Origin of the sequence: Nocardia sp. NPDC051756, from assembly GCF_040681495.1 — a bacterium.
Lineage (GTDB): Bacteria > Actinomycetota > Actinomycetes > Mycobacteriales > Mycobacteriaceae > Nocardia.
In genome coordinates this window covers 815052-829100 of record NZ_JBFAYV010000001.1, presented here as the reverse complement: position 1 = coordinate 829100, position 14049 = coordinate 815052, and the positions used below count along the sequence as shown (strand labels likewise).

Annotated in this window: 15 protein-coding genes; 6 read left to right on the top strand and 9 right to left on the bottom strand. The window is 67.5% G+C overall.

Features of this window, described 5'->3' with window-relative positions:
- Positions 1-16: 16 nt before the first annotated feature.
- The gene (mqo, locus tag AB0M22_RS04055; protein WP_364720751.1) at positions 17-1546 is read right to left on the bottom strand and encodes a malate dehydrogenase (quinone); all 1530 of its coding nucleotides are present in this window, start codon (positions 1544-1546) and stop codon (positions 17-19) included.
- Positions 1547-1851: 305 nt separating this feature from the next.
- Here mqo and AB0M22_RS04050 point away from each other — a divergent pair, with 305 nt between their 5' ends.
- Positions 1852-2817, top strand: coding sequence for an alpha/beta hydrolase (locus tag AB0M22_RS04050; protein ID WP_364721654.1), 966 nt, complete (start codon positions 1852-1854; stop codon positions 2815-2817).
- On the opposite strand, the gene AB0M22_RS04045 is transcribed toward AB0M22_RS04050, so the two are convergent.
- The 5 genes from AB0M22_RS04045 to map all read right to left on the bottom strand — a co-directional run bounded on the left by AB0M22_RS04045 (position 2797) and on the right by map (position 6694).
- A complete protein-coding gene (locus AB0M22_RS04045; RefSeq protein ID WP_364720748.1) occupies positions 2797-3360 on the bottom strand; it encodes an alpha/beta hydrolase in 564 nt (187 codons plus the stop codon). The genes AB0M22_RS04050 and AB0M22_RS04045 overlap by 21 nt on opposite strands.
- Positions 3361-3405: 45 nt before the next feature.
- Complete coding sequence (locus AB0M22_RS04040; RefSeq protein WP_150405688.1) at positions 3406-3798, bottom strand: type II toxin-antitoxin system VapC family toxin; 393 nt, start codon at positions 3796-3798, stop codon at positions 3406-3408.
- Positions 3795-4088 (bottom strand): AbrB/MazE/SpoVT family DNA-binding domain-containing protein, encoded by a 294-nt coding sequence (locus AB0M22_RS04035; RefSeq protein WP_364720745.1) that lies wholly within the window; start codon positions 4086-4088, stop codon positions 3795-3797. Before AB0M22_RS04035 ends, AB0M22_RS04040 begins: the two co-directional genes overlap by 4 nt.
- Before the next feature lie 97 nt (positions 4089-4185).
- The gene (locus AB0M22_RS04030) at positions 4186-5730 is read right to left on the bottom strand and encodes a cobyric acid synthase (protein ID WP_364720743.1); all 1545 of its coding nucleotides are present in this window, start codon (positions 5728-5730) and stop codon (positions 4186-4188) included.
- A gap of 100 nt (positions 5731-5830) precedes the next feature.
- Complete coding sequence (gene map / locus AB0M22_RS04025; protein ID WP_150405642.1) at positions 5831-6694, bottom strand: type I methionyl aminopeptidase; 864 nt, start codon at positions 6692-6694, stop codon at positions 5831-5833.
- Positions 6695-6877: 183 nt separating this feature from the next.
- Between map and AB0M22_RS04020 the strand changes: the two genes are divergently transcribed.
- The 3 genes from AB0M22_RS04020 (at position 6878) to AB0M22_RS04010 (ending at position 10833) form a co-directional block, all read left to right on the top strand.
- Positions 6878-7258 carry a hypothetical protein gene (locus AB0M22_RS04020; RefSeq protein ID WP_364720740.1) on the top strand — a complete coding sequence of 127 codons (381 nt, stop codon included), beginning with the start codon at positions 6878-6880 and terminating at the stop codon, positions 7256-7258.
- 5 nt (positions 7259-7263) lie between these two features.
- On the top strand, positions 7264-9720 hold the full coding sequence (locus AB0M22_RS04015; protein ID WP_364720738.1) for a tetratricopeptide repeat protein: 2457 nt from the start codon (positions 7264-7266) through the stop codon (positions 9718-9720).
- Positions 9721-9822: 102 nt separating this feature from the next.
- Positions 9823-10833: an LLM class flavin-dependent oxidoreductase gene (locus AB0M22_RS04010; protein ID WP_364720736.1), complete on the top strand. Its 1011-nt coding sequence runs from the start codon at positions 9823-9825 to the stop codon at positions 10831-10833.
- Between the two features lie 18 nt (positions 10834-10851).
- Here AB0M22_RS04010 and AB0M22_RS04005 read toward each other — a convergent pair whose 3' ends face one another.
- Both AB0M22_RS04005 and AB0M22_RS04000 read right to left on the bottom strand, forming a co-directional pair.
- Positions 10852-11232: a hypothetical protein gene (locus AB0M22_RS04005; RefSeq protein WP_364720733.1), complete on the bottom strand. Its 381-nt coding sequence runs from the start codon at positions 11230-11232 to the stop codon at positions 10852-10854.
- Positions 11233-11432: 200 nt separating this feature from the next.
- Positions 11433-12086 (bottom strand): papain-like cysteine protease family protein, encoded by a 654-nt coding sequence (locus AB0M22_RS04000; protein ID WP_364720731.1) that lies wholly within the window; start codon positions 12084-12086, stop codon positions 11433-11435.
- A 272-nt stretch (positions 12087-12358) separates the two neighbouring features.
- Here AB0M22_RS04000 and AB0M22_RS03995 point away from each other — a divergent pair, with 272 nt between their 5' ends.
- A complete protein-coding gene (locus AB0M22_RS03995; RefSeq protein ID WP_364720729.1) occupies positions 12359-13084 on the top strand; it encodes a hypothetical protein in 726 nt (241 codons plus the stop codon).
- Complete coding sequence (locus AB0M22_RS03990; RefSeq protein WP_364720727.1) at positions 13081-13206, top strand: hypothetical protein; 126 nt, start codon at positions 13081-13083, stop codon at positions 13204-13206. The genes AB0M22_RS03995 and AB0M22_RS03990 overlap by 4 nt, the downstream gene beginning before the upstream one ends.
- 1 nt (position 13207) lies before the next feature.
- On the opposite strand, the gene AB0M22_RS03985 is transcribed toward AB0M22_RS03990, so the two are convergent.
- A complete protein-coding gene (locus tag AB0M22_RS03985) occupies positions 13208-13936 on the bottom strand; it encodes a GntR family transcriptional regulator (protein ID WP_364721652.1) in 729 nt (242 codons plus the stop codon).
- Positions 13937-14049 lie beyond the last annotated feature (113 nt).

Below are 14049 nucleotides of genomic sequence, written 5' to 3'. Positions count from 1 at the left end.
CCTGTTGCTATCACACCTAGCGGTTTGCCGCGACCCCCGCGTGCTTGGGCGTGTTATCTGTGCCACCCGTGAGGTTCAGCGTCTTGGACGTCCAATCCCACACTTCGTGGAACAACGCCTGATCCTCGGACAGCTTCACGCCGAGTGAGGGAATCATCTCCTTGAGCTTCGGCGTCCACCCGGCGTACTCGGTCGGGAAGCAGCGCTGCATGACGTCGAGCATCGCGGTGACGCCCGTCGACGCGCCCGGGGAGGCGCCGAGCAGGCCGGCGATGGAGCCGTCGGCCGCGGCGACCACGGCGGTGCCGAACTCGAGCACGCCGCCCGCGCCCTTGCGCCGGATCACCTGCACGCGCTGGCCCGCGGTGATCAGCTCCCAGTCCCGGCCGTCGGCGCGCGGGATGAACTCCTTGAGCGTGTCCACCTTGCCCGCCTCGGACTTGAGCAGCTCACTGACCAGGTACTTGGTCAGGCCCAGTTCGGTGACGCCGACGCCGAGCAGCGAGAACAGGTTGTTCGGCTTCACCGACTTGAACAGGTCGGTGAGCTTGCCCTCCTTGAGGAACTTCGGCGTCCAGCCCGCGTACGGACCGAACAGCAGGCCGGGCACGCCCTTGATCACGCGAGTGTCCAAGTGCGGCACCGACATCGGCGGCGCGCCGACCGCGGCCTTGCCGTACACCTTGGCCTCGTGCTGCTGGATCAGCTCCGGGTTGGTGCAGCGGAAGAACTGACCGCTGACCGGGAAGCCGCCGAAGCCGTCGATCTCCTTGATGCCCGACTTCTGCAGCAGCGGCAGCGCGCCGCCGCCCGCGCCGACGAAGACGAATTTGCTGATGAGCGTGCGGGTTTCGCGGGTGCGCAGGTTGCGCACCTTGACCAGCCAGGAGCCGTCGGACTGCTTGGACAGGTCGCGTACCTCGTGGCCGAAGGCCAGGTCCGCGCCGCTGGCGCCGAGGTAGGCGAGCAGTTCCTTGGTGAGCGAGCCGAAGTCGATGTCGGTGCCGCCGTCGGTCCAGTTCAGCGCGACCGGATCGGAGAAGTCGCGACCGCGGGCCATCAGCGGCAGGCGGCGGGCGAATTCGTCGGGGCTGTCGATGAACTCCATGCCCTCGAACAACGGGTGCGGCGACAGCGCCTCGTAGCGCTTGCGCAGGTACTCGACGTTGTCCGCGCCGTGCACGAAGCTCACGTGCGGGATCGGGTTGATGAACCGCGACGGGTCACCGAGGACGTTGTTCTCCACGGCGTAGGACCAGAACTGGCGCGACACCTGGAACCGCTCGTTGATGTCGATGGCCTTGCTGATGTCCACCGAGCCGTCGGCGTTCTGCGGGCTGTAGTTCAGCTCGCACAGCGCGGAGTGGCCGGTGCCCGCGTTGTTCCACGGGTCGCTGCTCTCCGCCGACGCGGCGTCGAGCCGCTCGAACAGGGAGATCGACCAATCGGGCTGCAGCTGGCGCAGCAGCGCACCGAGGGTGGCACTCATGATGCCGGCGCCGATGAGTACAACATCGGTCTTTTCAGTCATGGCAGCGTTCGGCACGGCTAGATCGACTTCCTTGTCCTTCTACGCGGGCCCACCGGGCGGGTGGACCTGCCTGGGCACGGTGCTTGCGAGTTATTGCCTCGGTTCGAGTTCCTAAACCATGGCGGGAGCTAGGTTACCCGCCGTTCACCTAGCCCCAATTGTGCACCTCACCACGTCGATCCCCCGCGCCGAACCCGCCGAATGTGACCTAGATTGTGTATGTGACAAAGGAAACTTCACTCGCCGCTCCGAAATCCGACACCCAGGGCGATGGCCAGTGGAAAGCCGATGTCCTCGGCGCGAACTACCAGCAGCGCACGCTGTCTTTCGGGGCCGATCCGGACGGCGAAGGCGAGGCCGTGGCCACCCTGGTGCGCTATCTGCCCGGCGGAAAAGTCGAGGCAGGCGCGGGGGCCGTGCTGTATGTGCACGGGTTCACCGACTACTTCTTCCAAGAACATCTCGCGGAGCATTTCGCGGCACAGGGGTACCAGTTCTACGCGCTCGATCTGCGTAAATGCGGACGGTCGCTGCGCGAGGGGCAGACGCCGCATTATGTGACCGATCTCGCACTGTATGACGCGGAGTTGAACGAGGCATTGCGAATCGTGCGGGCGGAGACCGGCGCACCGGTCGTGCTGAACGCGCATTCGACCGGCGGGCTGATCCTGCCGCTGTGGCTGGACCGGCTCAACCGCGCGGGCGGCACGGCGGCGGCCGGTGTGGCCGGCCTGGTGCTCAACAGCCCGTGGTTCGATCTGCAGGGTCCGTCCTACTACCGGACCGTCGGGACACCGATCATCAAGGGGCTCGGCCGGTTTCGGAAGATGTTCGAGCTGCCGAGCGGCAAGGTCAGCACCTACGGTGACAGCCTGCATCGCAGCGTGGCCGGCGAATGGGACTACAACCTGGACTGGAAACCGTTGCACGGCTTCCCCGTTCGGTTCGGCTGGCTGCGGGCGATCCGCAACGGGCACGCGAAACTGCACGGCGGGCTGGACATCGGGGTGCCGTCGCTGATCCTGCGTTCCCGGATGACGAAGTTCGCCCGCCGCTACGGCCCCGCCGTGGACGTGGCCGACGCGGTGCTGGACGTCAAGCAGATTCAGCGCTGGTCCGGCTGCCTCGGCGACCGCACCAACATCGTGCCGATCGACGGCGCGAAGCACGACGTGTTCCTGTCCTCGGCCGAGCCGCTCGCGCACGCGTTCGCCGAACTCGACAGCTGGCTCGCGTGGCTGACCGTTTACCGGGCCGAGTCCAGCTCACCAGGTGCTGGTGCGTAGCACGATCTCCGTGGCCAGCTCGTGGTCGGCCTCGGTCGCCACATTGGTGACGTCGATGTCGACCACCCGGAATTCGCCGTAGACGAAGCGGCCGGAGGCGTCGGCCACCGAGCGCGGCAGGTTCTTGGTCACCAGCACCGTGGTCGGCAATTCGACTGGACGGACCGTGGCGTCGGCGACGGTCCCGTCCGGGCCCGGAGCCGCCGGATGGCCGTGATCGGCCACCACGAGGCTGATGAAGCGCCCGAATCCGGCCGCGCAGGCCCGCCACGCCAGTTCCGCGCCGGTGCCGCGCGCGGCGACGTTCGCCCAGGGCACGCCGATCTGATCCAGGATCGCGGTGACGCCCGCGCCGTCGAGCCCGTCGATCGACTCCAGCACCACGGTGCGCAGATCCGAATTGTGCAATCGAGCACATACCTGGTCGTAGACGTCCGCCGGGTCGTTCGCGTCGGGCAGCAACAGCACGCTGTGCCGGGATTCCGGGCCGTCGACCCGCACGGTCCATGCCCGATCGCCCACCGTGATCTGCCGAGATTTCATGCCGAATGACGCTACACGGGTCTGCTGAACGAAGCCCGGTCTTCGTCAGGCCAGCAGCCGCATACCCGCGCGTTCACCGGCGTTGTGATCGAAGGTGACGGTGAGGTCGCAACCGGCCTCCTGACCGAGTTGCTGGATGAGCGCATCGGCGAAGTCCGCGCCGTCGGCGGCCTGGCGCAGCGCCTGGCGCACGGTGTCCGCGCGCTCGACCACGATCTCGGTCGAGTCGAGCAGGCCGAGCAGCACGTCGGTGACCGCCTCGGGGTCCTGCTTGTAGCCGCGGCGCAGCACCCAGTGGATCTCCGCGAGCACGATCATGGTCACGTACCCGGGGCGGCTCTCGCTGAGGCCGTCGATCACCTGATTGGCGCGCGCGGACTGCTCCGGATCGTCCTGGGTGAGGTAGCGGATCAGCACATTGGCGTCCAGACCGATCATTTCTGCTTGCCTTCCACGACGTTGCCGGTGATCGCCTCGTTCATCTGCTCGAGGCCGATCGGCGAGCCGGACCAGCCGACTATTCCCTTGAGCGACTTGATGGTCCGGGTCTCCGGGACCAGTTCGTAGGTGCCGTTGACGGTGGGCACGAAGGCGACCCGGACCCCGGCCCGCAGGCCCATGGCGACCCGGACGTCGATCGGGATGGTGATCTGTCCCTTGCTCGTCACGGTCGCGGACACCACGTTTCCCGCCCTGCTGTTGGACTTCTTGTCTGCCACTTCACTCACCGACCCGTGCTACTCCCACGCCCATCGCCCCGCGCGCCTTACCCGGAGCCGAATTCCTTACTGAAAGGTAAGGGGCGAGGTACGTCGCGTCAACAGTTCAGGTACGCGAGGTTGCCGAAGTGGGGAGCGCGTGGGTTGCCAGGGTGGGCAGATCGGCGGGCGCGCCGTCGGTGAGCAGGCGCTCCAGCTGGGCCAGATCGAGGTGCTGCTCGACGAGGTCGGCGAGCAGGTCGAGTTGGTTCGAGCGCACGGTGGCGACGGAAGTGTCCTCGGCGGCAACGAAACCCGTGCGGCCGGCCGCGGCGGCCACCGAACGCAGCCAGGTGCGGCGGAATTCGTCGGATTCGAGCAGGCCGTGCAGGTGGGTGCCCCAGAGTGCTTGGCGGACGCTGCCTTCCGGTTCGCCGTCGAGGTCGAGCCAGGCCGGGTCCCCGTTGCCGATCACCCGGCCGTGGTGGATCTCGTAGCCGTGCACCGGGATTCCCGCGGTGTCGTGGCCGCTGGTGCGGCGCAACACTTTCGGGTCGGCGAATTCGATCTCCAGGTCGAGCAGGTCCAGTCCGTCGACCGAGCCCGCGCCCGACTCGATCGGGTCGATGATCCGTTTGCCGAGCATCTGGTAGCCGCCGCAGATGCCGAGGATCGGGCGGCCTGCCGCGGCCCGGGCGCGCAGCACGTCGGCGATTCCGGTGCGGCGCAACCACTCCAGGTCCGACACGGTCGCCTTGCTGCCGGGCAGCACGACGAGGTCGGCCTCGGCCAGGCGGGACGGTTCGCTCGCCCAGCGCACCGAAACGCCCGGCTCACAGGCCAATGCCTCGATGTCGGTGGAGTTGGAGATGCGGGGCAGCCGGATGGCGGCGACGGTGAGCCATTCGGTGCCGACCGGTGGGCGCGGGCGGCCGACCGGTGCGTCGGCGAGGGTGCTCAGCGAGTCCTCGGCGTCGATCCAGAGGTCGTCGGTGTACGGGAGCACGCCGAGGGTGGGCCGGCAGGTCAGTTCGGTCAGCCGGTCCAGGCCGGGACGCAGCAGTTCGACGTCGCCGCGGAACTTGTTGATCACGAAGCCGGAAATCAGTTGCTGGTCTTCGGGTTCCAGGATGGCGACGGTGCCGAAGAGGTGGGCCAGCACGCCGCCGCGATCGATGTCGCCGACCAGCAGCACCGGCAGCCGGGCGGGCTGCGCGAGGCCCATGTTCGCCAGATCGGTTGCGCGGAGGTTGATTTCGGCGGGCGATCCGGCGCCCTCGCAGATCACCACGTCGAATTCGGCGCGCAGCGAAGCGAGTTCGCCGGCGACCACCTCGCGCAGCCGCTGCCGATGCTGGAAGTAGTCGCGCGCGCCGACCGTGCCGACCGCCTTACCCCGCACCACCAGCTGCGAGCGCCGATCGCTGCCCGGCTTCAGCAGCACCGGGTTGAACCGCACGCTCGGCTCGAGCCCGCACGCCTGCGCCTGCAACGCCTGCGCGCGGCCGATCTCCCCGCCGTCCAGGGTGACGACGGAGTTGTTCGACATGTTCTGCGCCTTGAACGGCGCCACCCGCACTCCGCGCCGCGCCAGCATCCGGCAGATGCCCGCCACCACAACGCTTTTGCCCGCGTCCGAAGTAGTCCCCGCGACGAGCAGCGCCCCTTTCACCGCGCAGCCCAGACGCCGCACAACCTTTGATTTCCCGCACACGGATTCGCATGCGATTCGGTATGCGGGAAATCAAGGGGTGTGCGGCTGTCGGGCTTCCTCACGGAAGGGTGAGGATTTCCGCGCCGGTGTCGGTGACGACCAGGGTGTGCTCGAACTGCGCGGTCCACTTGCGGTCCTTGGTGACCACGGTCCAGCCGTCGTCCCAGATCTCGTAGTCGATGCCGCCGAGGTTGATCATCGGCTCGATGGTGAAGGTCATGCCCGGCTCGATGATCGACTCGATGGCCGGCTGGTCGTAATGCAGGATCACCAGGCCGCTGTGGAAGGTGGGGCCGACGCCGTGCCCGGTGAAGTCGCGGACCACGCCGTAGCCGAATCGGTTGGCGTAGGACTCGATGACCCGCCCGATGACGTTGAGCGCCCGGCCCGGCCGGACCGCCTTGATCGCCCGCAGCGTGGCCTCTTCGGTCCGCTCGACCAGCAGCCGGACGTCCTCGTCCACGTCACCGGCCAGGTAGGTCTTGTTGGTGTCGCCGTGCACGCCGTGGATGTAGGCGGTGACATCGATGTTGACGATGTCGCCGTCCTCGATCACCGTCGAGTCCGGAATCCCGTGGCAGATGACCTCGTTCAGCGAGGTGCAGCAGGACTTCGGAAATCCCTTGTAGCCCAGCGTCGACGGGTACGCGCCGTGGTCGCACATGTACTCGTGCGCGATCCGGTCCAGCTCGTCGGTCGTCACGCCGGGCGCGACCGCCTTGCCCGCCTCTTCCAGCGCCTGTGCCGCGATCTTGCTCGCGATCCGCATCTTGTCGATCGTCTCCGCCGTCTGCACCCACGGCTCCCGACCCTCGTTGACGGTCTTCTTCCACGCGTACTCCGGGCGCTCGATCGTGCGCGGAACCTCGCGGGTGGGTGACTGGGTGCCGGGTACGAGCGGCTTGCGAGTGCGGACAGACATGCGAACAGCCTAATCGGCCCCCGTCCCGAGCGCTCGAGCACCAGACCGACACGACACCGGAGGCCCTGCGGAGCCGGGTCGGCGTGTCGTCTCGGTGTTGCGACGGTGTGCTCTCGGTTCGGCCGCGTCGTCCCGGCGCGAGACCTACCCTTGGTGTCGTCGGTCCTAGAACTGAGGTGGGGTATGGATCCGGTTTCGCTCGGGATTGCGGCTGCGGCGTTGCTGGCGTCGAAGTTCGGCGAAGAGCTGGCGAGGGACGCAGGCGGGAGCGCCTGGCGGGCGGTCGGACGGCTCCGTGAACTCGTCACCTCCAGGTTCCGCGACGAGCCCGAAACCCACACTGCGCTGACCACTTCGGTCGAAACCGCGCAGGCCCGATCGGTGGTTGCCGACCGTATCTCCGCGGTGGCACGGCACGATCCAGGCTTTGCCGGGGAGGTGGAGCGGCTGGTGACCGCGGCCCGGCAGGATCGGACGGCGGAGGTGTTCGTGGCCCAAGCCTTCGACGACGCCAAGCAGGTCAACATTCACGGCGACAACAGCGGCACGATCAACCTCGGGTAGCGCCCGTGCCGGAGTTCGACGCTCGCGATCAGGCTCGGCAGGTCAACGTGGCCGGCGACAACACCGGCACGATCGACGCGTCCGTGCACGCGCCGCCACCACCGCGACCGGTGGTGACCACCGCGTTGCGCCGTGATGTCGGGGTCTTCATCGACCGTGAGGACGAGCTGCAACGCATCCTGGACGCAGTGGGAGCGGTGTCGGTCCACACCGTCGACGGCATGGCCGGGGTCGGCAAGACCGCGTTGGTCACGCGAGCCGCCCATGTACTGGCGCCGAAGTTTCCGGATGGCCGCTATTTCATCGATCTGCACACCCACACGCCCGGGCACAGCCCAGCCGATCCCGCAGATGTGCTGGGCAGGTTGCTGATCGGTCTGGGTATCGATCCGCGCAATATTCCGGACAGTCTCGATGGCCGCCGCGATCAATGGCGTGATCGGCTCACGGGTAAACGAGTACTGCTGGTGCTCGACGATGCTCGCGATCATGCCCAGATCGAACCGCTGCTGCCCGCAGGCCCGGACTGCCTGACGTTGGTCACCAGCCGCCGGCGCTTGATCGCCCTCGATGCGGCGAAGCCATTGGCGTTGGATGTCCTCGACCACGCTCTGGCCGTCGAACTGTTCTGTGTCCTCGCCCACCGTCCGGCCATGACCGGCGCCGATCAGCGCGCGGTCGCGCGGATCGTGGAGTTGTGCGGCTTCTTGCCGTTGGCGATCGCGCTGCTGGCGGGGCGGCTGGCCCACCACCCGGCCTGGACCATCCCGGCCCTGGCCGACGGGTTCGCCGCGACCAGCGATCGGCTCACCGAACTCGACGCCGGTGACCGCGCCGTGTACGCGGCGTTCACGATGTCCTACCAGCACCTGCCGCCCGTGCGGCAGCGGTTGTTCCGGTGCCTCGGCCTGCACCCCGGCATCGACATCGATATCGCCGCCACCGCGGCCCTGGCCGGTCTCCGCACCACAGAAGCGCGGCGGGAGCTGGATGCTCTCTACGTAGACCATCTCATCGACGAGACAATGCCCGGCCGGTACCGGTTACACGATCTGCTGCGTGAATACGCCCGGGTGCTCGCCGCCGCGGACCCGTCCGACGACAACGGCCGAGCGCTGGATCGGCTACTGGACTACTACCAGCACACAGCCGTCAACGCGGACCGGCGGCTGGCCCATTCCACCCGCCCGGCCAGGTCGGCCGCGGCCGCGGTGGCCGCGGGCGTCGTGATCCGGGATTTCGGTGCCGAGGTGCAGGCGCTGTCCTGGCTGCGCAGCGAGCGCGTCAATCTGCTGAACTGCCTCGATTACGCGGCCGCGCACCAGATCTCGCGAGTCGCCGACCTGACCGGCGCACTCGCGGGGTTGCTGGAATACGACGGTCCGTGGCCGCAGGCGCAGACGCTGCACCGGCAGGCGCAGGTCACTGCCCGACAGCTCGGCGACCGGATCGGTGACGCGAACGCGCTGACCGACCTGGGTCGGACGCACGCGCTGACCGAACGCCATGCCGAGGCGATCGACCTGTACCAACAGGCGCTCGACGGCTACCGCGACCTCGGCAACCGCCTCGGCGAGGCGAACGCCCTCACCTACTGCGGCGCACTGCGGCAATGGGTCGGCGACGACGCCGGAACCGCCGAACTGCACCAAGCGCTCGGCATCTACCGCGACCTCGGTGACCGCCTCGGCGAGGCGAACGCCCTGGTCTACCTCGGCGCGCTGCGTCAGTGGATCGGCGGCGATGCCGCGACCGCCGAACTGCGCCAAGCGCTGACCCTCTACCGCGACGTCGGCTATCGCTTCGGCGAGGCGACCACGTTGATGAATCTCGGCTTCCACTGCCAGCGCAACGGGGACTACGCCGAGGCAGTCACCCTGTGCGGGCAGGCGCTGGTCATCTATCGCGACCTCGGCAACCGCTTCGGCGAAGCCACAACCTTGACGAATCTCGGTGTCGTGCACCAACGCACCGGGAACTTCGCCGAGGCCATTGCCGCGTCCGAGCAGGCGCGAGCCATCCTCCATGAGATCGGCAACCGCCTCGGCGAGGCCCACGCGCTCGGCAACCTCGGCATCGTGCACCGGCGGACCGGGGACTACACCGCGGCATCCGCCTTGTTCCAGCGAGCGGTCGCCATCCTCCGTGAGTTGGGTAGCGGCTTTTGGGAAGCCATCGCGTTCAACGAGATCGGGCAGCTGCTGATCGACACCGGCGAGCTGCGCAATGCGCTGGACGTCTTCACCGATGCGCTCGGATTTGCCCGCGGCACCGGCAACTCGTTCGAACAGGCCCGTGCGTTGGAGGGGCTCGCCCGCTGCCGGACAGGCCTCGGCGAGCACAGCGCCGCCGTGACCGACCTACGCGAAGCCGTCGAGATCTACCAGCGCCTCGGGGTTCCCGAGGCGGAACCCGCAGCCGAGTACCTCAGCACGCTGGAGCACGACGCGCCATCACCGTGACCGGCATCGGTCGGCCCGCTCGACCTGCGTGGAATACCTGCGGACCGTGGTCCGTTTACGCTATTGGTTGACGTAGACACTACTGAAGGAAGAGGCTCGACCGTGGAATTGGGACTCACGACGTTCGCCGAGCTGTATCCGGCCGGGGATCGACCCGCGCCTAGTGCGGCCGAGCGGTTGCGCGAGGTGGTCGAGGAAGCTGTGGCCACCGAGCAGGCCGGACTTGCCGTCTACGGCGTCGGCGAACATCATCGCAAGGATTTTGCTGCTTCTTCGCCGGCCGTCGTGCTGGCGGCGATCGCGGCGCGGACCGAGAAGATTCAGCTGACCAGTGCGGTTACCGTGCTCAGCTCGGATGATCCGGTACGGGTGTACCAGGATTTCTCCACGTTGGACGGACTGTCCAACGGTCGCGCGGAGCTGATGGCCGGGCGTGGGTCGTTCACGGAATCGTTCCCGCTGTTCGGCTACGACCTCAGCGACTACGACGAGCTGTTCGAGGAGAAGCTGGCCCTGCTGTTGCACATCCGCGAGGACAAGCCGGTCACCTGGAACGGCAAGTTCCGCGCACCGCTGCGCGAGGCCACCGTCTACCCGCGCACCGACAACCGTCCGCTGCCGGTGTGGATCGCGGTCGGCGGCTCCCCCGAATCCGTCGTTCGCGCCGGACTTCTCGGCCTCCCGCTGGCCATCGCGATCATCGGCGGACAGCCGGCCCGGTTCAAGCCGCTGGTCGATCTGTACCACCGCGCCCTCGCCGAGGGCGGCCACGAGAAGCAGCCGGTGGCCGTGCACGCGCACGGTTACATCGCCGACACCGAAGAACAAGCCGTCGCCGACTTCTACGAGCCGTACGCCCGAGCCATGAGCGTCATCGGCCGCGAACGCGGCTGGGGCCCGATGACTCGCGCCCAGTTCGACGGCCTCTGTTCGAAGGAAGGTTCGCTGTTCGTCGGCAATCCCGACTATGTCGCCGAGAAGATCGCCGACATCCGCGACACCCTCGGCCTGGACCGCTTCATGCTGCACACCAGCGTCGGCACGCTGCCGCACGAAAAGGTCCTGCACAACATCGAACTGCTCGGCGCGAAGGTTGCCCCGCAGGTCGGCTGAGCCGAAACCCGGGGCGGGTCAACGCATTCGGAGCCAGGCGTGGAACTCCGGGCCGTCGAATGCCTTGCCCGCCAAGGCCGGGGTCGTGCCCGAGGAAATGACGGTGACCCTGGTTCGCGTCCACGCGAACCAGGTATGGGTCGGATAGTCGAGCAGCAGTCGCGCGTCGGCGGCGCGCGGTTGACTCGTCTCTTCCACCCCGGTTGCCATGGCCTGCGGGAGATACGCGGGCGATGGCGTCAACTGCAACGTATCGGCGGCATCGCGCCCGGTGACGCGAACCGGCACCGCGAGATAGGACTCGATCCCGGCGCGCTCGAGGGTGCGTCCGGGATCGTCACGGAATGACGGATCGGTCGCGTACACCGTGACCGGAGCGCCGTCTCGCCGAAACTTCACGGCGCCAGCATCATTCGACGCACCCGACGATCGAAGGAACGACCCCACGAGGCGCTGCGCCGCCGGAGTATCGATCGCACTGTCGACGACACCGCTGTCCGGCTCGCGCTCCCACGCCGGCGTGGGTGCGGCATCATCCGCACACCCCGCCAGGACCCCGACAGCCGACAGCCCGACCAGGAAACGCAGCACCGACCCGCTCATCGAGGCGCGATGCCGTAATCCTCGCCGAACCATGTCCAGTCCGAATTCCGGGTGTAGGAGTCGATCGACTGCGTGACACTGCGCCGCGACGACGGCCACGGGTCCCCGTAGGTGACGGTGCCCGCATCCACGTCGAACCCGTAGATCACCTGCGCGTGCCCGCCCCCGGACGCCCACGCGATACCGGTGAGGATCGGCCGATCGGCCGAGATCTCGTCGACGACCTTGGTCATCGACAAGGGCGCGCCGACGGCCGCGTCGAACCCGATCCCTCGAAATGCCGAGGCGATCTGCTCGAGCGATGCCTCCTCGTCGGGGCAGGCGCCCTCGGCGCTGACGCCGTGTACCAGTGCGCAGTATTGATTCTGGCTGATCGGCCGGTGCAGGTAGGTGGCGATCGATGAGCCGTCGGCCGCCCAGCACCACTGATCGGCGATCTGGGCCTGCTGGAGATACGGCAGGGTCTGCGCGCCGAAAACAGCGACGCGCGGTTCCGGCACCCGAGGCAGATTCGGCGTCACCGTCAATCCATAGGAACGCCCGCCCGCATTCCCCTCGACCGGGCCCGGGTCGGCGACCGCGGATCCGTGCAGCGCCAAGGCGAGCAACATCGCGACGGGGCCGCCGAACAGCTTCCATTTTCGCGCCATGCCTCATCCTTCCGAGCGGAAATACCATGGCACGCTACATATCCGCGCAGCCGGCCGCAATAAGGTCGCGCCGAATCACCGGAGGGATGGGCGACTTGGGCGAATTTACTTGCGAGACATCGCCGTTAACCATGACTTAAATGAATCATCGTGACTTTTATATTGTCGCCGCCGAAATGCCGTGGAACACTCCCTGTTCAGTTCACCGATCATTCCATCCGGAAGTGATTGACCATGGGGGCTCAGCAGGAGGAACCTTGCACTATTCGCGCTTGTCCACCGCTTTCGTATCCGCCCTGGGAATCAGCCTCGCGGTGTCGGTCACCGCGCACGCCGCCCCGGACGAACCCGCTCCGCAGATCAAGCACCACGCCTTCGGCCTCGACCGCGCGGCCGCGCACGACAGCCTCGGCCGCGACACCACCGTCGGGTCGGCGCTGCCGGTTCAGCTGGGCGCGATCGGTGCGCCACCCGCCGCATATTCGTTGCGCCAGTACGCATTACCCGCGGGCGATCAGGGCCCGGTCGGCTCGTGCGTCACCTGGGCGACCGGATACACCGGGTACGGGGTACTGATGAACGAGCAGCAGATCGCCGGCGATCCGATGGCGCCCATGTTCATCTACGCGCAGATCGCGCAGGGCAACGATCAAGGCACCTACGCCGGAGTCGCGCTGCCGCTGGAACAGCAGCAGGGCATCGACACCAAAGCCGACTACTGGCAGGGCGATTTCGACTACACCACCCAGCCCGACGCCAAGGAACGCGCGAACGCCACTCATTACAAACTGTCCGGCGCACTGGATCTCACCAAGGGCGATATCGTCACCAACATCAAGAAGGCGATCGCCTCCGGCCTGCCGGTCCCCTTCGGCTTCGACGCCAGGAAAGCTTCGAAGACCTGGACAGCACCAACGACAATTACAACCCCTCGCCCCGCGAGAAAATCCTGGGCGGCCACGAGGTCACCATCGTCGCCTACGACGCGAAAGGCGTGACGGTCGAGAATTCCTGGGGCCCGAATTGGGGCAAAAACGGCTTCTTCACCGCCCCCTGGTCCTTCATCACCAGTGCCGACGTGAACGAAATCCACTCGATGGGCCGACTGCTCCCGGCCTGAGCTATTTGGTGAGGTGGGCTTCGAAGGCGATCCGGTCGCCGCGGTAGAGGCCGCGGACGCGTTCGATCGGATCGCCGTCGGCGTCGAGGCTGCGGCGGTGCAGGAGCAAAAGCGGTAGGGCCGTGGTGCATTCGAGGAGGGCGGCCTCGCGCGGGGAGGCGAGGACGGTCTCGATGCGCTCGGTGGCGCGGCCGAAGATCACGCCGGAGCCGCGGACCGCGGCGTACAGCGAGGTGGTCGGGTCGTAGGTACTGCGCAAGTCCGCGAAGCGGTGCAGCGGGAGGAAGGTGCTTTCCAGGCCGATGCGTTCACCGTCGGCGAGCAGCACTCGTTCCAGGTGCATGACCGAAGTGCCCACGGGGACAGCGAGATCGCGGGCGGTGTCGGCGTCGGCGGGGACGTCGTCCCAGCTGACCAGCAGGCGGCCGGGGACGCGGCCGTAGCTGATCGCGCCCTCGGTGTAGGAGCGAAGCGACAGCGGCTGCACCATTTTCGGGCGAGAGACCACGGTGCCGCGGCCTTGCCGGCGAATTCGGCCTTCCACCAACAGGTCTCGCAGCGCCTGCCGGACGGTCTCGCGCGCCACCTCGAACCGGACCGCCAGATCACGCTCCGACGGCACCGGATCGCCCTCGGCCAGATCGTCGAGGATGGTCTCCAACTCGGTGCGCACGCGATACGACTTCGGCAGCCGGTCGGGCAGCGCGAATTCGGCTCGCCCGCCGGGCATCTCGCCGGGCGCCACCGCGGCGCCGACTCCGTCCACCTCCGTTGCTTTCATGTGGCACAGCATACCCACAATTGGTCTATACCAATTGTTAACCTGGCGTTTGCGCAGGAAAC